The sequence below is a fragment of the Massilia aurea genome (genome assembly GCF_024753205.1).
In the GTDB taxonomy this organism is placed as follows: Bacteria; Pseudomonadota; Gammaproteobacteria; order Burkholderiales; family Burkholderiaceae_D; genus Telluria; species Telluria aurea.
Map to the genome: position 1 here is coordinate 609,061 of NZ_JANUGZ010000002.1, position 24,688 is coordinate 633,748.

Consider the following 24,688-nt stretch of genomic DNA (forward strand, 5'->3'; position numbering starts at 1 on the left):
GAAGAGTTGGCTGGAATGGATCGAGTGCGGGCGTTCGCGCCTGCAGACCTGTCGACACGGGTCGCGATCGGCCAGTCGAAACAAGCGCCGGGATCGGACCTGCGCGGCGACGACATGCATGGGCTGATCAGGCCCTGTCAGATCCACGATCTGCCAGACCGGATCAGGGCAGCCCCGGGAAGCACAGCCTGATCCGATAACCCTCTTTTTACTTCGGCCCGCCACCCAGCAAAAACGCGAGCTTCTGCTTGCCCGGCTTGGCCGGTGCGTTGACCGGATCGGGATCCTTGCGCGGGCTGCTGGTTGGCTCATAAGGCTTCAAGAACCACGGATCGACGCGCTCGCGGCGCGAACCCGGGCCAGGCCCGGTGCGCGGCGTGCGTGGCGCGCCGCGACCGGCATCGAGATCACGGCGCGGACCGCGTTCTGCATCGCGCGGGGCTGCCGCATCACGGCTGCCGTCGCGCACGAATTCACGACTGGCGTCACGCGGTGGACGGCCCGCGTCACGGGCAGATTCGCGGCCCGCGTCACGGCCCGAGTCACGGCCAAATTCACGACCACCAGCCGCATCACGGCCACGGCTGGCCGGCGCGACGAAGCCGTCGAGCGTGCCGCGCGTGATCGTCTGCTTGATCAGCTTTTCGATGTCGAGCAACAGGCGCTCGTCTTTTTCGGAATACACCGACAGCGCATCGCCCGAGGCGCCGGCGCGGCCCGTGCGGCCGATCCGGTGCACATAGTCTTCGGCGTTGTACGGCAGGTCGTAGTTGATCACGGCCGGCAGGTCGGTGATGTCCAGGCCGCGGGCAGCGACGTCGGTCGCGACCAGCACTTCGACACCGCCATCCTTGAACGCGTCCAGGGCCGCCATGCGCTCCTGCTGCGTCTTGTCGCCGTGGATCGCCGAGGCCTTGATGCCGCGCTTTTCGAGGTGCGTCGACAGGCGCGAGGCGCCGATCTTGGTGTTCGAGAAGATGATCACCTGCTTGAGGTTGCGCGAGCGGATCAGGTGCTCGACGACATCGCTCTTCTGGCCTTCTTCGACCTTGTAGACGATCTGCGTGACCTTGTCGGCGGTGGCATTGCTGCGCGCGACTTCGATGGTCAGCGGATTGTTCAGGAAGGTGTTGGCCAGCTTCTTGATCTCGGGCGAGAACGTGGCCGAGAACATCAAGTTCTGGCGCTGCTTCGGCAGCAGGTTGATGATGCGCTGCAGGTCGGGCAAAAAGCCCATGTCGAGCATGCGGTCGGCTTCGTCCATCACCAGCATCTGCACCTGGCCAAGGCTGACGTTCTTTTGCTCGATGTGGTCCAGCAGGCGGCCCGGCGTGGCAATGACGATCTCGACACCGCCGCGCAGGATTTCGGTCTGCGGCTTCATGTCCATGCCGCCAAAGACGACGGTGGCGCGCAGCGGCGTGTGCTTGGCGTAGGCCTTGACGTTTTCGGCCACCTGCACCGCCAGTTCGCGGGTCGGCACGAGAATCAGCGCGCGCACCGGGTGGCGCGCCGGCGACATGCTCGGGTTGGCATGCTGCATCAGCAGCTGGATGATCGGCAGCGAGAAGCCGGCGGTCTTGCCGGTGCCGGTCTGGGCCGCGCCCATGACGTCACGGCCCTGCAGCACGACAGGAATGGCCTCGGCCTGGATCGGTGTCGGGTGCACATAGCCCTGGTCCGTCAGCGCGCGCAGGATTTCCGGCGCCAGGCCGAAATCGGCAAAGCGCACGACCGGAATGGCGTCGGCGGCGACCAGCACATCCACGTCTGGCGTGACAGCGACTTCGGTATTGTTCGGGGTATCAGACATAGTTTTTTCGGGAAATCATTCGTTCAGCTCTACGATCGGGCAGGTTGACCCATCGCGATCGGCAGTACGCAGCGAGGGGTGACAACGGAAACCGGACGCCGGCGCAAGGCGGCGGGACCGGAAGATTGGCCTGCAAGCGGGCCGGGGAAAGCGGACGTAGAGACACTTTTAGCGGGTGACAAGATACCTGAAATCGGCACCCCTGTATATGCCCGCCACTTTTTTAAGCAGTTTATCAGAAGAAACACCAGCAAGCGTGCAGCGCGCAGCGGTGCCATCCTCACCGGATCCAGCCGCGTTGCTGGGCAGCGCGTTCGGCGGCCGGGTCGAGCGCGTTGCCGGCGATGCGGGCCTCGATGGCGGCGCGCACGGCAGGGGGCGGGATCGTGCCGTCGAGCCAGGCGGCGCCGGCCGTGCCCTGGGACAGGACCGGAATCGTCCAGCGCCCACGGCGCAGGCAGGCCAGGCCGGCCGTGGTGTCGACCACGAAGCTGCGGCAATAGCCGCCATCCTTGGCCACGAACGTGATGCCGATGCGCACGCCGCTGTCGGACGGGCCCGGCGTGGCCAGTTGCTCGGCCAGGGCCGACACCAGGGCGCCGCGCGCGATCAGCACGCCATTGTCATGGTCGAGCACGGCCACGCCAGTGCCCTGCCCCAGGTGATGCCAGCCGACCGCGCCCAGTATGGCGCTGCCCAGCAATGCCGCAGCCAGCGTCACCCAGTGCAGGCCGACGACGCGGTTGGGCGCGGGGGCTTGCGGCATTGGCATCGGGCGCCCGGGGCGCAGACTGTTCAGGTGCACCACCTTGGCCCCGTGCGGCATGGCGCGCTGCGCGCCGGGACTGCCATCGTGGCCATTGGCCGAGACGCCGATGCTGCGCCCGTGCCCGCGACGTAGTTCAGCCCGGTGCTGGGCCACGCGCGCCGCCAGGACCGGATCGGCCCGTGCGGCCCGTTCGACCGCCGCACGCGCCGGCTCGGCAAGATCGCCGTTGATGTACGCAATGAGCAAGTCGTCCGAGAATGTCATGCTGGCTGGACCCCGATGAGCGGCTAGGAAGTGATCAACCCATGTTCGTCGAGGACATCGTGCAGCAGTTCGAGCCGGATCACGGGGTTATCAAGCATCAGCATATTGTGCTTTTGCTGGTTGGGCAATGGCAATAGCTCGCACCAGCGATTGGCGACCCAGCCACAGTCGTCCAGCCGGAACGGCGGCTGCACCGGCCAGCGATGCTGCGGGACTTCGTGCAGCGAATTGAGCACGCGGTCGAGCGCATCGGCGGCGCCCTGCAGCTCGGACGGAATGCGCACGATCTGGTCGTCTTCGGCCAGTTCGGCTTCGGCCACCCACAGGCCGTTGACACGCTGCTCGGCGGTGACGACATTGAAACGCGCCCCGCCCCGGCACAGCACCTGCAACAGACCCGGGGTTTCGGCGGTAGTTTCAGTAACCGAGGCGATGGTGCCGGCGGCCACGAAGCGCTCTTGCCCGGCGTCGGCTTTGCGCACCTCGTGCCCACTGGTGAGCAGGACGACGCCGAACGGCGTGCCGTCGACGATGCAGCGGCTGATCATGTCGAGGTAGCGTACCTCGAACACCTGCAGCGGCAGCACCCCGTCCGGAAACAGCACCGTACTGAGCGGGAACAGTGGCATGGAAATCGTCGACATGGGTTCATGATGACAGAATCGCCGCTAACGCGAGACACGATTGCCCTGGCCCAAGGCTGCTGCGGATTACCCTGCCTTGGAGCCCTCGCCGCAGCCCATCAGTCTTGCGGCGAACGCAGCGGCAGATAGCGCACCCACTGGCGCAGGCTGCCCAGGCGCCAGACCAGGCGCGCCCAGCCGGGCCCGGGTGCGGTCACCACGCGTACGCGCACCACCTTGCCCAGCACCGGCGGGCAGACGTACTCGAACACGCCTTCGTCACTGAATGGCAGGCGCACGTCGCGCCCGGGCGCGATCTTGAGCGGACCGAACACGATCGGCACCCGGTCGCTGTTGCGTAGAAGCAGCACATCCTGCATGCCCCGCGTCAGGCGGATTTCACCCGGGACGGCCATGCCACTCACCGTCACGCCGGGTGGAAACGCCAATAGTAACTGGTGACTGCCACCCTTGATCGGCGCCAGCATGCTCCACAGCACGGTCAAGCCAAGCGCTGCAGCCAGCACCGTCAATGGCAGATGGCGATACAAGAATTGCCTCATACCGCACCCTGATACTTACAAGAAAGAAGATTCCGGCTAGAATGTTTCATAAAATAAATTAACAAGCGATGAGCCCGGCTGGCGTGGTTCATTAACAAATTAGCAAAGTTGCGTGCGCCCCGTGAATGCGAGGGTGCGTATCCTGTGGTGACCCTACCGCTCCCATCTACTGCGCCACCACGGCTGCACTACACAAGGACATGCAGCACACCCCCACCCGCCCTCCTGCCTCACCGCCGCCGCCCGCCGCCGGCCACGCGCCATTGTTGATGGCGCTGCTGGTGTTCGTGCTGACGCTGCTGGTGACCTGGGCGGCCTGGTCGAGCGCGCAGCGCAGTGCCGAGGCACAGCTGCGCGAAGCCTTCGATTATCGCACCCGCGCGATGACCTACAACATCAGCCGGCGCATGCTCGTCTACGAGCAGGTGCTGCAAAGCGCGCGCGGCTTCCTGCGTGGCTCGGTCGATCTGCCGCGCGCCGTGTTCGGCGAGTATTACCAGAGCCTGGACCTGGTGCAGAATTTTCCCGGCATCGGTGCGCTGGGCATCGCCACCCGGCTGGCGCCGGGTGACGTGGCGGCGCACGAGGCGCAGGTACGCGCCGACGGCTTTCCCGATTACCGTGTCCAACCGGCGCCGGGCAACCCGGCGTCGGGCGTGCTGCTCGCGGCGGTCTCTCACATCGAGCCGTTCAATGCGCGCAACCTGCGCGCGTTCGGCTTCGACATGGCCAGCGAACCGGCGCGCCGCGCGGCCCTGCTGGCAGCGCGCGACAGTGGCCAGGCGACCCTGAGCGGCAAGGTGGTGCTGGTGCAGGAAGACGATGGCAGCGCCGAATCCGGGGTGCTGATGTACCTGCCCGTGTATCGCACGGGCCGCCTGACCGACGACGTCGCGCAGCGCCGCGCCGCCCTGACCGGCTGGATCTACGCGCCGTTTCGCATGAATGACCTGATGCGCCGCGTGGGCGGCGTCAGCGCGCCCGACCTCGATGTCACGATCCACGATGGCGACACCAGCTCGCCGGCCACGCTGCTGTACCAGTCGGCCGGCGTCGCCACGCACACGGCGCCGCGCCTGTCCACAACCACCCGGATGATGATCGCGGGCCGCGTCTGGACCGTGCGGATGGGTTCCGGCGCCACGCTGGAAGCCACGCTTGACACCGCCCGCCCGCGCATGATCGCCATTGCCGGCATCGTGCTAGGCGCCCTGGCCAGCCTGATCGTCTGGCTGCTGGCCAGCTCGCGCCGGCGCGCGCTGGAACTGGCGCACGCGATGACGCTCGAACTGCGCGAGTCGCACGACCGCATCGCCGCCGACGGCCGCCGCACCCGCGTGATCCTGGAAACCGCCTACGACGGCTTCGTTGCGCTCGACCGTCAGGGGCGCGTGACCGACTGGAACGCGCAGGCGTCGCAGATCTTCGGCATGGAAGCCGAAGACGCCATCGGCCGTCGGGCCGAGGAATTGCTGCCTGCCGAAGGCCATGCGGCCTTCCGCAACGCGTTCGACGCGTTTGCCAAAAGCGGCGTGGGGCCGCTGCCGGGCCAGCCGGCCGAAACCGAGGTGCTGCACACGAGCGGCCGGCGCGTGCCGGTCGAACTGGCGGTGGCGCTGTTGCCGCCGTCGGACGGCGCCGGCGCCACCGTGTTCGTGCGCGACATCACGTCGCGCCGCGCGGCCGAAGAGCGCGAACTGCAGCGCCAGGCGCGCCTGGTCGAAGCGCGCATGGCGCTGCACCGCGCGCAAAAGCTCGAAGCGGTCGGCAAGCTGACCGGCGGCGTGGCGCACGACTTCAACAATATCCTGCACATCATCAGCGCCAACGTGCAGCTGATGCTGCGCGCCGATGGTCCGCCCACGCGCAAGCGCCTGCACAACGTGCTCGATGCGGTCGAACGCGGCTCGAAGCTGGCCGGCCAGCTGCTCGCGTTCGCGCGGCGCCAGCCGCTGCACCCAAGCGTGGTCAACGTGGCCGAGCTGCTCGACCGCAGCGACAGCCTGCTGCAGCGCGCCGCCAGCGACGCCGTCACCCTTGAGCGCAGCAGTGCGCCCGACCTGTGGCCGACGCTGGTCGACCCGAACCAGCTCGAGCACGTGCTGCTCAACCTGATCATCAATGCACGCGACGCAATGGACGGCGGGGGCCACATCGCGCTGCGCCTGGAGAACGTGACGATCAGTACCGCAGCCGACCAGCTCGACGCCGAGCTGGCGCCGGGTGACTACGTGATGATCACGGTGGCCGACACGGGCCACGGCATGCCGCCCGAGGTGATGGAGCACGCGTTCGAACCGTTCTTCACGACCAAGCCGGAAGGCAAAGGCACGGGACTGGGACTCTCGATGGCGCACGGCTTCGTGCGCCAGAGCGGCGGGCAGATCCGGCTGGCCAGTAAGCCGGGCGCCGGCACCACCGTGACCATCTACCTGCCGCGCCATACAGCGCATGTGCTGCCGACGCAGGCTGCGCCGGACATGGGCGCGCTGCTGTGATGCCGGCCGGCGGCTGTCAGCCGACGCGGGTGCGGTAGCTGCCCGAGATCCGGTTGCGCCCGTGCGCCTTGGCATCGTACATCGCCAGGTCGGCGCAGTGCAGCAGCGCTTCGCCATCGTCGCCGCAATCGGGATACATGGCGTAACCAATGCTGCCGGAGATATGCAGTTCGCGCGGACCGTCGATGAACGGTTGCTCCAGGCAGGCCAGGATGGCGGCGGCCACGCGCTCGGTGTCCTGGGCCTGCGCGCAGCGCGGCAGCAGCACGGCGAATTCGTCGCCGCCCACCCGCGCCAGCGTGTCCGATTCACGCAACACCCCGCGCACCCGCTCGGCCACCATGCACAGCAGACGATCGCCCACCGCGTGGCCGTAGGTGTCGTTGACCGGCTTGAACTTGTCGAGATCAAAATAGATCAGGCCCACCTTGTGGCCGTCGCGCGCCGCGACCCGGATCGCCTGGCGCATGCGGTCGTCGAGCAGCACACGGTTGGGCAGCTTGGTTAGCGGGTCTTCATGCGCCATGCGCCGCATGCGCTCTTCTTCCTGCTTGCGCGCGTCGATGTTCGAGAACGTGCCGACCATGCGCAGCGGTTCATTGCGCTCGCCCCGCTCGGTGACGGTGCCACGTGCCTCGATCCAGCGCCAGCTGCCATCGCGCATGCGGATCCGGTGCACCATCGCGTAGTCGGGTGTGATACCGTCGATATGATCGCGCAAGGTCGTGCGCACGGCATCGATGTCGTCCGGGTGCACCAGCTCGGCCATGCCCTTGCTGCCGAACCAGGAGACGGTGGCGTGTTCGCTGTCGAGGATGCGCTGCGCACTGGGTGAGAGCAACGCCGTACCCCGCGTGACATCACAATCCCAGACGCCGTCGCCGGCAGCGTTCAGCGCCAGCTTCCAGCGCGCCTCGGCCGCCGCCAGCGCCCTGAGCGCGCGCCGGCGCCGGTCGGCAGCGCCGATCGCTGCCCACCCCAGCAGGCCCAGCACGAGCGAGACGACCACGCCCACATTGCGCATCATCGCGCTTTGCTGGTTGAAGCGCGCTTCGGCGTCGTGCACGGCCTGGCCGACCGTGACCACGAGGCCATAGTCCGGCATCTTGTACCAGGCAAAGATACGGTCGATACCATCGAGTATGCTGACCTTGCGGAACATACCGCTGTTGCCTTTGGCGCGAATATGCGGTGCCTGCGCCATATTGATGCCCATGTAGTGTTCGCCGTCAGGGCGCGAGCTGCGCGCGATGATGGTGCCGTCCAGGCGCATCAGGCTCACAGCGGCATCCGGACCCAGATCGATACTGTCGTAAAAACGCAGGAAATACGATGGCGGAACTGCGGCAGCAATCACGCCCGTCAGGCGCCCGCCCGCATCGCGGATCGGGCGCGTAAACTGGATCGACCACTGGCCGCTGACGCGATGCTTCTCGGGACGGCCGATATACAACCGGTCGCCGGCCTGCGTGCGGTGAATGGCGAACTCGGGCAACTCTCCCAGCGCCAGCCCCGGCGGCCCCGCACCATCATTCGTGTACAGCAGACGGCCAGCGGCATCGGTGACGGTGAAATGGATGGGTATGCGCAGATGTCGCGCGTGCTCGGCCACGCCCTGGGCGAAATCAGCCGGGTCGCGCTGCCACGTGCCGCGCAGCTGGACCAGCGACAAATCGATCAGCCCGACGGTGGCCTTGACCTCTTCCGAAAACGCGCGCGACAGGTTCTGGACATTGCTCTTGCCGCCGGTTTCGGCCAGCTCGGCAAAGCGCGCCTGTTCGACCGCGACCAGGCCCCAGACGACCAGCAGCATCAGCGCCAGGTACAGCAGCAGGTGACGTAGTACGCGGCGCTTGACGTAGCCGCCGAGCATGGCAACCAAACGATTGGACGAAGTGGGGTAAGGCATGGAAGGTGGCCGGATCGAGCCAGGCAACAGGCGGACAGCAACTGGAATGGATAGCCGGGCGTCACAACAATTCCGGATGCAGCCCAATGAACGCGCCCGTCGTTGGACTCACCATTATACTGATATGTATGTATAAAGTTGCCTTTAAGAATTTAAAGTTGCGTAATAATATCCGGTTCAACCACGTTTCATGGATGCGGGTTGCAAACAATGCATGCTGAATAGTCATTTCGACAAGTTTGATCCGACGGTGCTAGAGTAACGCCATGAAAGTTTTCTATAACGTCCTCGGCGTGCTGGCTGTACTGCTGGGCATCCTTGGCATCTTCCTGCCACTGCTGCCGACGACGCCCTTCCTGCTGCTGGCCTCGGCCTGCTTCGCGCGTGGCTCGGTGCGCCTGCACCGCTGGCTGATCGGGCACCGGGTGTTCGGCAAGTACATCGCCAATTTCGAGGCCGGCCACGGCATTCCGCTCAAGGGCAAGATCGTGGCGACGGTGATGCTGTGGGGCTCGATGGCATGGTCGTCGCGGCACTTCGACAGCATCGCGATCCTGATCATGATGGGCGTGATCGGCGCCTGCGTGAGCACGTATATGTGGTGGTATCTGCCGACCCTGAAGCTGCCGCCCGCCTCTGCCACACCCGCCGAACCCATCGTTTCCCGCACCGAGCTGCCGTAAATCGCTGTTTTTTTCAGCACCTCGTGATCTGCTGCACGTTTTTGTACTATCATTAGTTACATGAAACGCGACAGCAAACTCTCTTCTGTCCTCCACGTGCTGCTGCACCTGGCCCACAGCGACCGCCCGATGACGTCGGAGCAGATGGCCGGCATGCTCGGCACCAATCCAGTATTGGTGCGGCGCGTGCTGGCTGGCCTGCGCGAACGCGGCTACATCAGCTCCGAGCGCGGCCATGGCGGCGGCTGGACCGTGACGTGCGACCTGGCCAAGGTCACGCTGCGCGATGTCTACGATGCGGTCGGCGCGCCCACCGTGTTCGCGATGGGCAACCGCAACGAGCACAGCGAGTGCCTGGTCGAGCGCGTTGTGAATGCGTCGCTCGAAAGCGCGTTTGCCGACGCCGAGGCATTGCTGGTCGAACGCCTCGGCCAGGTGAGCCTGGCCGACCTGTCGCGCGACTTCAACGGACGTTACGACAATCACCTTCATACGAGGCCAAAGCATGAGCACGACTGAACCGACACCGGCATCACCATTACCCTACGACGCCATCATCATCGGCGGCAGCTACGCCGGCCTGTCGGCTGCGCTGCAACTGGCGCGCGCACGGCGGCGCATCCTGGTGGTCGACGCGGGCCAGCGCCGCAACCGCTACGCCGCCAATTCGCACGGATTTCTGACGCGCGACGGCCAGCCGGCCGCCGACATCGCCGCCGAGGGCCGCGCCAACGTCGCCGCCTATCCCAACGTGGACTGGCACGACGGCACAGCAACCTCGGCCCGCCAGGATGGCGATGGGTTCGTCGTCGAACTCGATGGCGCCGACACCGTGCGCGCTGCGCGCCTCGTGCTGGCCACCGGCGTGCGCGACGACCTGCCACCCATCGACGGCCTGGCCGAGCGCTGGGGCAAGAGCGTGTTCCACTGCCCGTACTGCCACGGCTACGAACTGAACGAAGGCCGCATCGGCGTGCTGGCCAGCGGCCCGCTCTCGGTGCACCAGGCGCAGATGCTGCCGCACTGGGGCCAGGTGACGTTGTTCACCAACGGCGTGTGCCCGCTCGACGACGCGCAACGGGCCGACCTGCAGGCCCGCGGCGTAGAGATCGATGAGACGCCCGTGCGCCGCCTGGTGAATGTCGCCACGGTCGTGCTGGAAGACGGGCGCCAGGAAATCATGACGGGCCTCTTCACCTACGGGCGCCTGCACATGGCCAGCCCGATCGCGGAGCAACTCGGTTGCGCATTCGAACAGGGGCCGCTGGGGCCATTCATTCGCACGGACGACAGCCGGCAGACCACGGTGCCCGCCGTGTTCGCCGCTGGCGACGCCATGCGCGCCGCCAGCACGGTGGCGCTCTCGGTGGCCGATGGCGCCATGGCGGGCGTCGGCGCGCATCGCTCGCTGCTGTTTGGCGTGACGCCGTTTGCGGCGCCGATGATCCCTGCCGCGGCATCGTCGGCGCCCGTGGGCGCACGCGAATGAGCTTCTGACCGTTGGCGTTGGCGTGACGGATAATGGCCACGTCACTTCACGGGAACCGCATATGGAAATCATTGTTCTGGGGACGTCGGCCGGCACGCCGACCCGGCAACGCAATATGTCCGGCCTGGCGCTGCGCCTGCGCGGCGCAAAACAATGGGTGCTGGTCGATTGCGCCGAAGGCACGCAGCACCGCATCCTGCGCACGCCCCTGTCCGTCATGAGCCTGCGCGCCGTGTTCATCACCCACCTGCACGGCGACCATTGCTACGGCCTGCCGGGGCTGCTCGCCAGCGCCGCCATGGCGGGCCGCAGCGACGCCTTGACGGTCGTCGGCCCGCCGCCGCTGCGCGGCATGATCGAGGCCATCATGGTGGCGAGCCAGCTGAGTCTACCCTTCCCGCTCGTCTGGCTGACGCCAAGCGATCTGGCTGGCGACTTGGCTGGCGACCCGGCCGGCGCACCGCTCATGCCCGAACTGGCGGTGGATGCAACGGCGTTGTCACACGGTCTTCCGTGCTGGGCCTATGGATTCACGGAGGCGGCCATGGCGCGTCACCTGGACACGGAGAAATTGCGGGCGGATGCCGTGCCCGCGTCGCCGTTGTGGGGCGATCTGCAAAAAGGGCGCGACGTGACGCTGGCCGACGGGCGCGTCATCAAGGCGACGGACTACCTGCTGCCGCCACGCCGCGCGCGACGTATCGTCGTCGCCGGCGACAACGATCGGCCAGAGCTGCTGGCCACCGCAGCGCATGGCGCGGACGTGCTGGTGCACGAGGCGACCTATACCGAAGACGTGCTGCAAAAGATCGGGCCAGGGCCGCAACACACTTCAGCAATGCGGGTAGCGCGCTTTGCTGAAGAAGCAGGCGTGCGCAACCTGGTGCTGACGCATTTCAGTCCGCGCTACCAGGACCGTGGCGCGCTGCCGATGGCGCTGCTGGAGGATGAGGCGCGCGCGCAGTACAACGGCAATCTGATCCTGGCGCGCGACCTGGATCATTATGTGCTGGACCGCAGCGGCGCCCTGGCGCGCATGGAGCAAACGCCCGCCAGCGCCAGGGCGGTGCCGTCAACGTCCGACAGACAACCGCGTTGAACTGACACCGTATTACGCTGTTTCGCCAAATTCGGTTCTGGCGGCCTGCACCCGTTTCATGGCGGTATCCGGATCGATGCCCGCCATGATCAGGTTGACGATTTCCTGCTTGTCCTCCTGCCCGATCCACGCGCACTCCTTGCGGTGCGAGCAGAAATAGGCGTACCACGACACGTCGGCGGGCCGCTCCTTGCGCGGCTTCAGGCGTGCCGACACGGCGGCGCGTGCGGTCGCAGCATAGTTGGCAAGCTGCGCGTCGATGGCAGACCAGTCGAACGCGGCGACGGCGCGCAGGTCAGCATCCCAGTCGCCCCCATACTGCGCCGGCGGCCGCATGGTTGTCGGCCCGACGGCAAGGGCTGCGAGGTTGGGCAAACCATGGGCCGCGCAGAATGCTTCGACGAACCGGAGTTTGGCACCGATACCAACCTGCACTGCGCGGTCGAGGATCAGGTCTTTGGGATACAGAAGACGGGCCAGCCTGAGCAAGTCCTTATAGACGATGGGCACGCCCTGGGCAGCGCCCGCGTGGTGCCGCAGAGCGTCGACCAGGCGCACGCCGACGTCGATATCATTGTGCGTACGCTGTGTATCTGCGGCGGTATGGATGACCATGCGAATCTTGTCAGAGGAATCTGGCCGTGGGCCCAATCCGTCATTATGCATGGCTTTGCATGCCCGATGAATAGCGCTCGACCAGATTCCCGGTGGCGCGGCCTGCGCCTTCCTGCAAGCAACTATGCCATATGAATGTTTCGCAGAACGCTGTACTCCGGTGATTTCGCCCTACAATGGGGCGGATAACGTTCTGACAAACAGTACTCACACCGATGGAGGCTGCAGGCGTCTTGCCTGGGAGGCTGACCATGATGTATGAGTTTCTGTCCAACAATGCGGACGATCTGATTCAGCGGTGTATCGACAAGGTGAACAAGCGCCCTCAACGGAACGCATCCAGAGAGCAACTGCGTACTGGCATACCCATGTTTTTGGAGCAGCTAACGAAAACGCTGTACGCCGAAGAGAACATTGACACGGCCGCTGCAATCGCCATTTCCGGCGCCTCCGGGGGCGAGCGAAAGGACGCATCGGAAATGGGTGCGACAGCTGCCGCGCATGGCGCCGCGTTGCTTGCGCTGGATTACACAGTGGACCAGGTGGTCCACGATTATGGCGACCTGTGCCAGGCGATCACGGATTTGGCCGTCGAGCGCGATGCACCGTTCCCAGTGGATGAATTTCGTATCCTCAACCGCTGCCTGGACAATGCCATCGCCAGTGCGGTCACTGAATTTTCTTTCCAGCGTGACTGCGCCATCTCTGATCGCTACGCCTCGGAAACCAACGAGCGCCTTGGTTACCTGATGCACGAGCTGCGTAATTCGTTGAGCGTAGCCACCATGGCGGTCGCCGCGATGGAAGTTGGCCAGCTATCCATTTCGGGCGCCACCGGCGCCTTGCTCAAACGCGGGCACGCAGCGATGCAGCGCCTGATCAACCTGTCACTGGAAGATGTGCGGGCCGAGGGCGCAGCAGCGGGGCAGAAAGGCATTTTCTCGCTCGCCGATTTCATTCACGAAGCACGTGATTCGGCGCAGCTTGAAGCTGACAAGCGTGGCTCGGCGCTCGTTGTTGCTGAGGTCGACAAGCTGCTGGCCATTCAGGGCGACCGGGATCTGTTACTCGCCGCACTGGCCAATCTGCTCAATAACGCGCTGAAGTTTACACGCGCGCATACCGCCGTCTCACTGACAGCGTATGCGCAAGGGCAACGTGTTCTGATCGTTGTGAGGGACCACTGTGGTGGTTTGCCAGCGGGGAATGCAGAAAAAATGTTTTCACCGTTCACGCAACGTGGTGATGATCGCTCGGGGCTGGGGCTGGGACTGTCAATTGCGCGCCAGAGCATCTCGCGCAATGGTGGCCAGCTGTCGGTGGAGGATTTTCCGGGTGTGGGGTGTGCTTTTACGATGAATTTGCCGCGGCATCTGGCGCTGGATGGGATTCCGCCTGCTGAACAGGCGCATTGAGTGGCGACGTGGGGTGGTAATCCCCCACGACATCTGCATGCCTGGAAGTAGGACTCTCTGCTTTAACACAGCCAGCACTGCGGCCCCGCGAGCGAGCATCGGAAGATAGTTTTCCTTAGTCGTTAACGCTTTGCGGCATCTTGCTTCTGCGGCCCATTCCCTTTCAAATCAAATTTTTACGTCATCAGAGCAACTGGTAGCAACCAGGCGTAAAGACCCGCTTGGGTATAAACGCGGTTGGTGAACAATTCAGGGCGTGCGGCCTGCCATTATTTAAATACGTAAATCGGAATCAAGCTGCTGTTGATCTCGGTATAGCCGCTGATGAGCCTGTCTTGACCGTGTCGAAACGAATGTCGTTGCCGGCCGTGATCACAGCGCTACCCGCGCTGAGCTTGCCCGCAAGGTCGGTCAGGTCGCGCCCGGCGTCGATGCTCAGGGCGCCCGTGGTGACGATGCTGGCGGTGTTCGACAAGGCTGTGGTACTGCCGCTGTTGTGCTGCGTTGCCCAGCTGTCCTTGGCCACCAGCGACTCGTTCCTGATGTCGCGCCCGGCCTGCAGGGCGACGCTGCCGCCGGCAATCGCGCCGCCGCGGTTGACGATGTCCTCTCCCACCACCAGCACCGTGCGGCCATTGCCGCCGTCGATCACGCCGCCGATGTTGGCGATGCTGTCGGTGACGTTGATCGTCATGCCGTTGCCGTGACCGGCGCCCGCCCGGCGTGAGCGCTGCCTTGCTGGCGTGCGCCACGTACACCTTCGGCACCAGCACCGTTTCGATGCGGCCATCCGGCAGTTGCACGGTTTCGCTCACCAGCCAGACAATGTCGCTCGTCAGGCGCGCGACCTGCTCGGCGCTCAAAGCAACCCCGGGGCGCAGGCCGAATTCATGCGCGGCGCTCACGCCGCTCGTGAGCAGGTTCTTGTAGATGGTGTCGTCACTCGAGCCCTTGTTCGATGCGCTGCCGGTCAGCCCGGCCAGTTGCTCGCGCACCAGGCGCTGCTCGTAGAAACCGTCGCCCAGGCGTTTTTGGGTCAGGGCCGGGTCGCGGGCGAGCTGGTCGAGCAGGAAGTCGCTGCTGGTCCATTGATCCTGTTTGGCGAATTGCGGGCGCGTTTGGAACAGGTAGTCGCTTGACGAGTTCTGGTTCTGCAGGAACAGGCCGCCGGGAGCGACTTTTCTTGTTTCGCCGATAGCACAGTCCATGGACGAAGGCGGCGTTCTTCAATAAGTTAGCCAAATTGCCATACCACAGAAACTCAACGAAGTAGACCAGCGATTTTCGGGCGCCAAACATTGGCTCATTGCGTATGATCCAACGAGTTCAGACAAATATGATCTTGCAACTCTCTGAATTTAACCTCTATTGATTTTGATAATCAAAATTCGCTTCAAATTTTTTCCCTCCTACATCAATAAAAAAATTGAATGCGCACCATTTGCCCTGCTCCTTTTTTATCATAAATTCACGAAGCTCCAAACAAAGATCGCCGATTTTTGATGGCACCCCAACTACGCCTATATCGAACCAATTTTCATATCCTTGTGTATCTATGTAGTCGAAATAGAATCTTTCCACCCCCCCGCCGGAATTTGCCTCCACCTCCATAACGAATTTTAATTTAATAATGGCCGAATCTCTTGGGGCATGGGCGTATAGTATCGCCGCTAACTCATTATATATCTGAATGTCATTTTTCATCATACTCCTCCCGGAGAGTTCTTTAGTCGGAGAGTAACCGTTCTGCCGCCGTCAATTCGGTATCTTACCTCAAAATTGCTCGGTCTTTCCGACAAGCCGTCGTACACCGGGCTGATTTCAACTTGAACGTTCTTATTTTCCTTAAGCGCGGTTACCCATTCATTCTCGATCTTCTTCCACTCACCTTTATTTAGATTTCCGTTCATTGGTACGATATTCAACTTCTCACCAGGGCCAGAAAATATTGACGCAATCAAATGTCCACCTTCGTCGTCTACTGACCCGCACTTTCCGGCCAAACATTGTTGATACTTGTTCCTATCAAAAGTCTCCAAATTCAAGTTACCTTTGACGTTACCCACCCTACCAGAAGCATCAGTTTTATAAAAATATCTATCATCAACATTATGTAGCGTGTCCGGCTTAGGATTATTTAACTCCTTTGTCCACTTCCACTTCTCCCCGGATGCCAAGCTGACTACATTGTTTGCAGCATCTTGGCTTGGCTTAGCAAGTGAAGTTGCACTCGCAATTTTTACTGCGTCCTGAGCCCTCACTCCTTGCTTGATCAAATCTCCAGTTTTAGCAATGACCTTTCCAGCCCCTGGAACCAGATCAAGCACATTTGTAGGAAACAACACTTCATTTGCAGCGTATAAAATCGCAAGAGCAGCAATCTGAGGCTCAGTCAGATTCCCTTTGCCTGCTGCATCATTCAAAAACCTCTTGATTAAATCTTGTTTTTCTAAGAGTGTTTTTACCTCTAGTTTTTCGAGCAGATTTCCAACGCTCTCTAAACTTTTCTCTCCATTTTTCGATACAAAATCTTTTGCTTTCTTCAGCGCGTCATCAACCGCCTTGCGCACATTCGAGTTGTTTTCCAGTTCGATCAGCGCCGCAGTGTTTGCTACATCAGCTTGCGCGCCGGCCGCTACTGCCGCCCCAACGATCAGTGTCTGAACCAGTGCCGCGCGCGTCTCTTTTTGTTCGTTACTCAGGGCATCATTGTCCTGCGCTGAAAGAAGCGAGCTGATCAAAGTGGCACCCGCCGCTGCTACGGCAGCGGTTCCACAGTTCGCCCCCGCAGCACCGGCACCGGCGCAGGACGACACTGCATGTAACGCCGCGTGCGCAGGCGTTCCCTCAGCGATGCCGTAGTCTTCGGCCAATTGCTTGATGCCGCCTGCAGCATTGCCCTGTGCCCAGTTCACCAAACCACGTTGTATAAATTCACCCGTGGCGCCGCTGATATTTCCGGACGCTGCGGCTGTCAGCGCAGTCACAACCTGGCGGTACGTGCCGCCCGCCCCCCACTGCTCGTCAATTGTATTGGCTTCAACACGTGCAGTAACGGCTGCGCCCCGAAGTGCATCTGCCTCAGCGAGTTTAGCCGATCTTTCCAGTCCTTCCGGCAGCGCGTTCGCCTCCGCAATCAGCCGATCGGCGCTCCCGTCCGCTTTTTCGGCATCACGTCGCGCCTGGTCCGTCGCGCGTGCCTTGTCCGCCAGGAAGGTCGATACCTGCCCGGAAAGTGCGCCTACGACTTCGAAGCCGGCCTGGATCGACGCCTGGTCAAATTTGTTCTCGATCTTGCCGCTCGTATCGCGCTCGTTCGACACATCGCGGTTCAGCTCGGCCAGTACCTGCCCTGCACTCATCCCGGTCAGCGCCTGTTGTTGCTGACCGTTGGTGATGCTGACAAGGCCCGCACTGATACCGCTGTGCGTCATACTCGACGCGCTGCCCCCCGCCCCCATTGCGATCGGCGCGTTCATGCCGGTCCCGCCGGTCTGCATCATCTTCCAGCTATTGCCCGCCACGCCGGCGGTATTCGGCGCTGCATCTCGGCTGTCGCCCTTGCTGCCCACGCCGCCGCTCAGGCCAACGCTGTGCCCTTTGTAGTCGGCATGATTGGCGACGTCACTGGCAGTCAGCGTGCCTGTCGAAAGGCTGTTCTTGCCGTTGGCAATTGCCTCTTGCGAACTGCTGACGACGCCACCCTTCAGGTCCGTATTTCCGTCGACAATCACCTGGAACCCACCGGCGCCGGCCCGGATGCCGCTTTGTTCCTGCACACTGGCGTAATCACTTTTGAGCTTGCTGTCGCTGAAGCTTCCGCTCACGCTCACACCCGTACCGACGGTACCGCTCGCGCTCAGGCTCTGGTTCTTGCTGTCGAAGGTAGCTGTGTCTTGCAGGCTCTCCATATTGAGGTCGCCGCCGACTTTCGCCACGACTTGCTTGCCGGTTGCAACAGCGCCTCTGATGTTCGTATCGCCGCCACTGTCGATGACAAGCCCGTTGCCGGCCGTAACGTGGGTGTTGAGCTGCGTCGTTCCCTTGCCATCTTCCTTGCCTTTACCCACGCTCACGCTTGCAGTAAAGCCAATCGATGTTCCGCTGGTGCCGAACGACGCGCCAACACCGGCGGCCGCGCTCATGCTGCTGCTGTCGGTATGCTGGCTCTCCGTGTCCTGCGCCGCGATCAGGTTGACTTCGTTATCCGCTTTGAGCTTGACATTGCCACCGGCGGTCACGTCGCTGCCGACGATATTGATGTTGCTGGCCTCGCCACCGCCAGTGGCGACGATCTTGATATCGTTACCGGCCTTGAGTGTGCTGCCAGCATTGCCCGAACCACCACTGGTTTTGCTCGTGTGCGATTCCGAATGTCCCACTGTCAGGCTGACGCTGACGTTCAGACCGTTCTGCGCGATGTCATTGGCAGTGTTCTTCGCTGCCAGAGCAGCGGTTGCCGCCGCAAGTGCCTGGACCCGGCCATCCTTGGACTGCGATGCCGCGTCCTTCATCGCGTGCATGGTCTGCAATGCGCCAACCACCGAGCCGCCCACGGCCAGCGTCAAGCCGTCCTGCACCGTACTCTGCTCGAACTTGTCGCGCACATTGTCGCGGCCCGAATCCACCGTGACACTCTTGCCTTCGAGTGTCATGTCGCGTCCCGCATGCAGATCGCTGCCGCTGACCTTGATTGCATCCCCGGCAGTGATATTCAGGTTGCCGCCGAGCGAACCAACCATGCTGCGCGACTGGCCGCTCTGGGTCGTGGCGTCGCGCGCCTGGTCGGTCGTGGTCGTGCGTTCGCCATAGCTGATGCCAAAACCGCCACCACTGAGGAAGCCGCTTTCCTTGACTTCCTTGTGGTGCCTTTCGGTCAAGGTGCTCGTGGCCGCAATGATGTTGACCGAGCCTCGTGCGGACAGGTCGACATCACCCTCGCTTGCGATCGCGCTGCCGCGCACATTGATGTCCTTGCCTGCGATGATATCGATCGTCTTTCCGGACAGGCTGCTCGCGATTGCCTAGCTGCCCGCCACATAGTCGGCCAGCTGGGTGGTTGTGCCCCGCAGCAGGCTGCTGGAAGAGAGCGTGCTCGCTGTGTCGGACAGGTGTCGCTCCAGTTCGATCGCTTTATTCGGCTGGACACCCGACTACACTTCCGGTGTTACAAAACGACCTATAAATAGCGTCAACTCGGTCTGCGCCGTATTTGCTCAACAAAGCTCACCGCTGCACGGGTCCATTTGTGCAATAAAACCTTCACCACTTTCAACATAAAATCAATAATTATCTTCTTTTCAAAGAGACGCTGCCAAATACGATCTATCTCATCAAATTTTATTGTCTTAAAAAGCGATCTGAATTCCTGCATGTTGAATTTTCTTTTGCCTTCGGAAGTGAACATATCCCCTTCCATCCATCCTCACGTACGAAACCCTCGCGGAACATGCACTCCTCAGCAGATGCCATTTCTTCAACACTTGCATATACACCATTGAAACCGGCGGCACTTGGGAAGCCACATTTAAACATTCCTTCCTTTACTTGATTTTCTGACAGTTTACCTTTAGTCCACATTGCGAACTCAACAGGCGTAGGCTGAAAAGGTTTAGCACATCCTACTATTATTGCCAAAGAAAAAAATATTCCATATATGGTTTTAGTCATGCCTACCTCCATAAATATTGATTGGTCATCATTGGGGGGCACATCGTTAGGGGTCGCACATCGTTGGGAGTGAGGTCTGACATTTGGACACATCCTCAGCTTTTTACTATCAAAGTCACGCGTCCTGATTCAGACTTGGTATCCTGACCTGATTTTAATTTTAGATAAGGGCAATTTCAAAAGGCAAATTTTCTTGGAGATACAACCGAAATAACGAATGAGTTGGATTACACAAGAATTCGTGTCCAAATTTCAGACCTGACACCGAGTGCTACTGGCAATGTGAATATATAACCCAAACGAAGAACGGGCTGCTTGGCTCTCAGAAATATTTCCAAGAACTCGTTCACGAATGGCCGCTTGCTCCGCAACGTTATTTGCCCTAATCGGTGGCGCTCAAATACCTTCCTCAGTAGCTCCGATGAAGATTAATTACTGTGCCATCATCAAGATTTAGGTGACCGGTCTCTTCTTTCCACACTGCATCAATTTGAAACCCTAAAGTAGCCTCTATATCTCTATTATTCTCCAGAACTTCGCCAAATTGCGCATTTTTCCCCAAAGTGGGTGCTGCAATCGTCTGTTGATGTGTGCCGTCGTACGAATACAAGAGAAGATTCGCTGAACCAAATTCGTCAAAATCTCCGACTACCGCAATCAGTTCACGGCTCTGAAGGTGAGAAACCGCAACTGGAGGTAATTTCATTGTGACACTTGCCAAAATCCCGTCACAAATCCAAGAAACAGTGGGATTTCGATCCCAAATGGACCAATTAATTTTCAAAGTATGTGGGCCAGTCGACATAATATTTTCCATTATTTTCTTAGCGGCACTGGTGTGCCAATAGGTTTCAAATACTGCATTCTTTGATTCCAGGGTAATTGGAGATCAAGTTGCCAAGTCGTTTTACTGCCTCCGAGAAGACGGCCAGTGACTTGGTCAATTTGAGGGCCAATCGGTCCTTCGAGCGCCTTAAACGGTTGAACAACCTCGTAGCGCTGGAGGAAGGATATGTCACTCTTGAATTGCTCTGTTATCGCAAGCGTATCCCGTGCAAAGGACTGATTTGGAATGTCTGAGAAAGTCCCGAATCCGCCCGGTCCTCGCAAGCCTTGAGCTTGGTTCGCATCAATTACCATGTTGAATTGTTCTCCCGCCGCCATTGGCCTTGCGGATGGCGTGTATCCGAGAGGCCACGGGGATTGCTTAGCGGCTAGCGCTTCGTTAACCAACCCTTCCCGTCCAGCGAAAGTGCCAAAATTGCTGGACGCATTTCCGACACGGCTTGCTTCGCTGTTGGCAAGAACCGTTTCGCGTATCGTGCTATTTGCCCCAACGACTTTTACAAATCCATTCTGCCCAATAGCTTTGTTCGCAACCGAAGCCGCCTTCGCAACCGACCCCATCCCCAGCGCCGCCTCCATCCAGCCAGCAGCCTCTGGCGACATCCCGAGCGTCTGTAGACTCTGGCTGAGATACGTCTCCTGAGGTCGCCCGTACACAAGCTGTTTGGCTCCGGTAGAAACCTGATCCGCCGCGAGTACCGCACCCATACCGCTTGCATAGCACCCAATTCCGGTAGCACAAGATGCTGGCACCGTCGCTAAAATGCCTCCCAAGCCTACCGCACCAAATAGCATCTGCCCGGCGCCGACACCCCGCGTAACAACCTGGTAAGTGTTGTTCAATGCCTTGAGCGCATCCCGATTTGCGTCATTAATTACGCCGTCCGTACTGTAACCGAAGATGCCAGCCTGGTTTGATAGCTGCATGCGCTCCACCGCATAGGTGTCGCTCGCGCCCAGGGCGGCCACTTGTTTGAGGCTGCGGTATTCTGGACTATCTTCTGCGAACTCGGCATAACACTTCACGAGCGCACATGCTGCTGCAGTAAGACGCGCTTCCTTCTTCGGATCGCCACCAGCCAGTTTTTCGATGCGCGTCTGTTCCTTCTGGTGCAACTGCCGATTATTCGTATCGGTCGCCAACCCGGTCGCCGCACCTGCCTCACCACCGACCGCAGCACCCAGACCAATCGCCGTGGCCTGCGCCAGCGACTGCGCCATCGCCCTCGCAGCTTCAAGACCGACACCTTGCTCTAGCAGCGCCATTTCAACATTCTTTTGCAGTGTCTCCAGCGCTTCGGCAGACCCGGCGACAACGCCTGCGCCAAGCGCACCGCCCAATCCGCCAGTCAAACCACCGCTGACCCCATGCAGCGCAGTCCGGTAAATACCGCCTTCTTTCCACTTCGCGATCTCGTCCGGGCTCGCTCCTTGTGCTTCTAGTTCAGCCGCTTTCTTGTTCGAAAAATCGGCAATCTCTTTCGGCGCAATCTTGCTGAATTTCTCCGTGATCGCCACCTGCGCATCGACATCCTTCTGCAACTGCTGCGCATCCCAATCCTTGGCCAACGCACCTGCGCTCTGAGACGATGCCGACGTCACCTCACGATCCAGTCCGGCCAGCACCGCCTGTGCACTCTTGCCCGTCACCAGCTGCTTGTCCTGATCGGCGATCACAACAACACCGCCACTGATGCCGCTATGGGTGACACTGTCCTGGCTACCGCTGACAGAACCGATGCCGCCGCTTGCCGTCGGCTTGCCAGCTTGCTGGGCCGCGTCTTTCTGCGCCTCAGTCAGATTCCCCGGCCTGCCCGACTGGTCTCCCAGCAGGCCGCTGACCGAACCGGACAGCGAGAAGCCACTGGCGCTGTGCTCGTCCTTGTTGATCAGGTCCGATGCGCTCAAACTGCCGGTCAACAGCAGATTCTTGCCCTGGTAGATCGCCGCCTGGCTACTGCCGAGCACGCCGCCTTTGAGATCGGTATTGCCACCGACCGATACCTGGAAGCCCCCGTCGCCGGCCTTGATGCCGCTTTGCTCCTGCACCGACAGGAAGGCGCCGTTGACAGCCGACTTGGCGAAGTTGCCGCCGGCCGTGCTGGCGCCGTAGCAGAATGGTGGAAGGCACAGGCTGGCATTCAAACCCGCACTCTCTTGCTTGCTCTCGAACGTGCTGCGGTCCTGCAGGCTTTCGATGTTCAGGTCGCCACCGATGTCGGCAATCACGTTCTTGCCGGTGATCACACCGCCTTTGAGCGTGGTGTCGCCGCCACTGATGACCGTCACGTTCTGGCCGCCATTGACGTGGGTATTCGTGTAGGTCACGTCCTCGCCGTCTGCATTGCCGCGCGCCTTGTTCACGGCCAGGTCGATCGTGAAACCGTTGGAGGCGCCGCCAATGCCGAAGCCCACACCAATGCTGCTGCCGCTCGACTTGTTCGTGCTGTGCTGGCTTGCCGTGCTTTCCGCCGCCACCAGGTTGACCTTGTTGTCGGCCGCCAGGGTGACGCTGTCGCCGCCGGTGATCTGGCTGCCGATGGCGCTCAGGTTGCTGGCCTGGCGCGCGCCCGTGGCGATGATCGCCACGTTGCCGCCGGCCTTGATCGTCGAGCCCACGGCGATGCTGCTGGCCGAGTTGGTCGTGCTTTCGCTTTTCGTGTTGCTCAGGCCGATGCTGACGCGGATGCCGGCCTTCTGGATGGCATCGACCGAGGTCGGCATCTCGTTGATCGCGGAGGCAGCGTTGATCGCCGCCAGCGCTTTCAGGCGCGTGTTGCCTGTGTCCTTGGCCGCCTCGGCCATGCTCGCCACAGTGCGCACCGCCTCAAGTAGCGGCGCGCTCACCGTACCGCCGATGGCGGTCTTGCTGTAGCTGGAATGGTCGCTGCCCCGGGTAGTGTCCTGCGCCGCAGTGATCAGCACGTTCGCAGCGCCGATGGCGATATCGCCGCTCTGCGTCAGCACGTCGCTCGCCGTCTGCGTGTAGGTGTTGCCGGCCGTGAGCGTGACGTTGCCGTCCAGGCTGGCGAGCTGGCTGCCCGACTGCGTGACGGCCTCGCGCGTGCCATCCTGCTTGTTCTTGACGGTGCCGATCGATGACTGGAAGAAGCTGCCGATCATGCCGGACTGCTTGCTGCTGGCCGAGTCTTCGCTCGCGCTGTTCTGGGCACTGACAATGGCCAGATTGCGCCCGGCGCTGATGGCGATGTCGTCGTCGGCCACGACGGTGCTGCCCTGAATGACGGTGTCGCGTCCGCTGGCCGTCGTCACATTCGCGCCGGTCAGCACGCTGCCCACCTGCGTGACCGACTCGCTGCCGCTGGCCCGCTGCTCTTGCCCCTTGCTGTAGCCGATGCCGCCGGCACTGACCGAAAAGCCGCTTTTCTTTTCTTCCAGCGTATGACGCTCGGTGCTGGTTGTCGCTGCCGTCGTGACAATCAAATCGCGGCCCGCACCCAGTACCAGCGCATCGGTCGCGGTCAGTTCGCTCGCGCCCACGGTGATGTCGTTCTTCGCCGCGATGCTCAAGTTATTGCCGCTGATGCTGCTGCCGATGGTCTGCGTCGTGGCGCTGTAGTCGGCCTTTGTGGAACTGCTTTTCTTGAAGGTGCTGCTCGACTCGCGATGGGTTGCCACATCCGACAAGTGGCTTTCGGTCGTGCTCGCGATGTTGACGTTGTTGGTCGACGACAGGGCCACGTTGCCCCCGCCTGCCAGCGTGCTGCCCGTCACGTTCAGGTCAGCGCTGCCGCCAACGCCTGCCCGCACGGTCAGGTCGCCGGCAGCGGCCACGCCGGCGCCAACCACGGTTTCGTTCCGGTGCACTTGCTTGTCATGCGTCTTGCTCGACGCGTCGCTTATGACCGATGAATTGGCCTCGTTCTTGACCGCAGCGGTCAATATGATTTCACAATGGAAATATTTGCGAAACGAAGACGTTCCATGCCCAATCTGCTACTGCAAAATCAGATTTATGCAAGAAAGCAGGTCCTGCAGTCAGTTGTAACAGTCAAGTTTTATTGCAAGCTAATATGCTAACAGAATATTTTTGCGAGCAAATTCCTCCGTAACCGTTTTTCTTCTTAAATCCGGCTTTAAACATACACTGCTCTGCAGCCGCCGCTGTCTCTGCACTAACGTTCCTCACCCCCTCGAAACCGGCTGCATTCGGGTATCCACAATTGACCATATTTTTGATAACCTCATCCTTAGACACGCCGCCCATGGCCCAGGTTGTATATGAGATTGGTGGAGGTTGAAAAGGCTTGACACACCCATTGATCAGCGCAAAGATTGAAAACACAAAAGCTATATTTTTATTCATCATTTATTTCCTAGATTATTTTCCAAGCCATTTGTCTTAACCGGCAAACTAATCTGACCACCCCAATACATTCTACATTCCTCGACTGCTGCACAATAGCAATTG

Annotated in this window: 20 protein-coding genes; 7 read left to right on the top strand and 13 right to left on the bottom strand. The window is 61.3% G+C overall.

The window, feature by feature from the left end; genetic code table 11:
• Positions 1 to 208: 208 nt before the first annotated feature.
• The 4 genes from NX775_RS08275 to NX775_RS08290 form a co-directional block, all read right to left on the bottom strand.
• Positions 209 to 1,813, bottom strand: coding sequence for a DEAD/DEAH box helicase (locus NX775_RS08275; protein WP_258835564.1), 1,605 nt, complete (start codon positions 1,811 to 1,813; stop codon positions 209 to 211).
• A 280-nt stretch (positions 1,814 to 2,093) separates the two neighbouring features.
• Positions 2,094 to 2,846: a hypothetical protein gene (locus tag NX775_RS08280; RefSeq protein ID WP_258835565.1), complete on the bottom strand. Its 753-nt coding sequence runs from the start codon at positions 2,844 to 2,846 to the stop codon at positions 2,094 to 2,096.
• A 23-nt stretch (positions 2,847 to 2,869) separates the two neighbouring features.
• Positions 2,870 to 3,490, bottom strand: coding sequence for an LON peptidase substrate-binding domain-containing protein (locus NX775_RS08285; protein WP_258835566.1), 621 nt, complete (start codon positions 3,488 to 3,490; stop codon positions 2,870 to 2,872).
• A gap of 98 nt (positions 3,491 to 3,588) precedes the next feature.
• Complete coding sequence (locus NX775_RS08290) at positions 3,589 to 4,032, bottom strand: hypothetical protein (protein WP_258835567.1); 444 nt, start codon at positions 4,030 to 4,032, stop codon at positions 3,589 to 3,591.
• Positions 4,033 to 4,232: 200 nt separating this feature from the next.
• On the opposite strand from NX775_RS08290, the gene NX775_RS08295 reads away from it, so the two are divergent.
• On the top strand, positions 4,233 to 6,530 hold the full coding sequence (locus tag NX775_RS08295; RefSeq protein WP_258835568.1) for a CHASE domain-containing protein: 2,298 nt from the start codon (positions 4,233 to 4,235) through the stop codon (positions 6,528 to 6,530).
• A gap of 16 nt (positions 6,531 to 6,546) precedes the next feature.
• Here the strand turns inward: NX775_RS08295 and NX775_RS08300 are convergent, their stop codons facing one another.
• Positions 6,547 to 8,439 carry a bifunctional diguanylate cyclase/phosphodiesterase gene (locus NX775_RS08300; RefSeq protein ID WP_258835569.1) on the bottom strand — a complete coding sequence of 631 codons (1,893 nt, stop codon included), beginning with the start codon at positions 8,437 to 8,439 and terminating at the stop codon, positions 6,547 to 6,549.
• Between the two features lie 266 nt (positions 8,440 to 8,705).
• Here NX775_RS08300 and NX775_RS08305 point away from each other — a divergent pair, with 266 nt between their 5' ends.
• From NX775_RS08305 to NX775_RS08320, 4 genes are all read left to right on the top strand, one after another.
• On the top strand, positions 8,706 to 9,122 hold the full coding sequence (locus NX775_RS08305) for a YbaN family protein (protein ID WP_258835570.1): 417 nt from the start codon (positions 8,706 to 8,708) through the stop codon (positions 9,120 to 9,122).
• Between the two features lie 60 nt (positions 9,123 to 9,182).
• Complete coding sequence (locus NX775_RS08310) at positions 9,183 to 9,641, top strand: Rrf2 family transcriptional regulator (protein ID WP_258835571.1); 459 nt, start codon at positions 9,183 to 9,185, stop codon at positions 9,639 to 9,641.
• The gene (locus tag NX775_RS08315; RefSeq protein WP_258835572.1) at positions 9,628 to 10,611 is read left to right on the top strand and encodes an NAD(P)/FAD-dependent oxidoreductase; all 984 of its coding nucleotides are present in this window, start codon (positions 9,628 to 9,630) and stop codon (positions 10,609 to 10,611) included. Before NX775_RS08310 ends, NX775_RS08315 begins: the two co-directional genes overlap by 14 nt.
• 61 nt (positions 10,612 to 10,672) lie before the next feature.
• Positions 10,673 to 11,710 (top strand): ribonuclease Z, encoded by a 1,038-nt coding sequence (locus NX775_RS08320; protein ID WP_258835573.1) that lies wholly within the window; start codon positions 10,673 to 10,675, stop codon positions 11,708 to 11,710.
• A gap of 12 nt (positions 11,711 to 11,722) precedes the next feature.
• On the opposite strand, the gene NX775_RS08325 is transcribed toward NX775_RS08320, so the two are convergent.
• Positions 11,723 to 12,325 carry a hypothetical protein gene (locus NX775_RS08325; RefSeq protein ID WP_258835574.1) on the bottom strand — a complete coding sequence of 201 codons (603 nt, stop codon included), beginning with the start codon at positions 12,323 to 12,325 and terminating at the stop codon, positions 11,723 to 11,725.
• Positions 12,326 to 12,576: 251 nt separating this feature from the next.
• Between NX775_RS08325 and NX775_RS08330 the strand changes: the two genes are divergently transcribed.
• On the top strand, positions 12,577 to 13,740 hold the full coding sequence (locus NX775_RS08330; RefSeq protein WP_258835575.1) for a sensor histidine kinase: 1,164 nt from the start codon (positions 12,577 to 12,579) through the stop codon (positions 13,738 to 13,740).
• A gap of 292 nt (positions 13,741 to 14,032) precedes the next feature.
• On the opposite strand, the gene NX775_RS08335 is transcribed toward NX775_RS08330, so the two are convergent.
• The gene (locus tag NX775_RS08335; protein ID WP_258835576.1) at positions 14,033 to 14,434 is read right to left on the bottom strand and encodes a hypothetical protein; all 402 of its coding nucleotides are present in this window, start codon (positions 14,432 to 14,434) and stop codon (positions 14,033 to 14,035) included.
• A gap of 49 nt (positions 14,435 to 14,483) precedes the next feature.
• Here NX775_RS08335 and NX775_RS08340 point away from each other — a divergent pair, with 49 nt between their 5' ends.
• Positions 14,484 to 14,879 carry a hypothetical protein gene (locus tag NX775_RS08340; protein WP_258835577.1) on the top strand — a complete coding sequence of 132 codons (396 nt, stop codon included), beginning with the start codon at positions 14,484 to 14,486 and terminating at the stop codon, positions 14,877 to 14,879.
• Between the two features lie 226 nt (positions 14,880 to 15,105).
• Here NX775_RS08340 and NX775_RS08345 read toward each other — a convergent pair whose 3' ends face one another.
• From NX775_RS08345 to NX775_RS08370, 6 genes are all read right to left on the bottom strand, one after another.
• A complete protein-coding gene (locus NX775_RS08345; protein ID WP_258835578.1) occupies positions 15,106 to 15,447 on the bottom strand; it encodes a hypothetical protein in 342 nt (113 codons plus the stop codon).
• Complete coding sequence (locus tag NX775_RS08350; RefSeq protein ID WP_370660572.1) at positions 15,444 to 18,761, bottom strand: hemagglutinin repeat-containing protein; 3,318 nt, start codon at positions 18,759 to 18,761, stop codon at positions 15,444 to 15,446. Before NX775_RS08350 ends, NX775_RS08345 begins: the two co-directional genes overlap by 4 nt.
• Positions 18,762 to 19,080: 319 nt before the next feature.
• Positions 19,081 to 19,410 (bottom strand): hypothetical protein, encoded by a 330-nt coding sequence (locus NX775_RS08355; protein ID WP_258835579.1) that lies wholly within the window; start codon positions 19,408 to 19,410, stop codon positions 19,081 to 19,083.
• Positions 19,411 to 19,819: 409 nt separating this feature from the next.
• Positions 19,820 to 20,227 (bottom strand): hypothetical protein, encoded by a 408-nt coding sequence (locus NX775_RS08360; protein WP_258835580.1) that lies wholly within the window; start codon positions 20,225 to 20,227, stop codon positions 19,820 to 19,822.
• Positions 20,227 to 24,159, bottom strand: a complete 3,933-nt coding sequence (locus NX775_RS08365; RefSeq protein WP_258835581.1) for a hemagglutinin repeat-containing protein — start codon at positions 24,157 to 24,159, stop codon at positions 20,227 to 20,229. Before NX775_RS08365 ends, NX775_RS08360 begins: the two co-directional genes overlap by 1 nt.
• A 109-nt stretch (positions 24,160 to 24,268) precedes the next feature.
• Positions 24,269 to 24,586: a hypothetical protein gene (locus NX775_RS08370; protein ID WP_258835582.1), complete on the bottom strand. Its 318-nt coding sequence runs from the start codon at positions 24,584 to 24,586 to the stop codon at positions 24,269 to 24,271.
• Positions 24,587 to 24,688 lie beyond the last annotated feature (102 nt).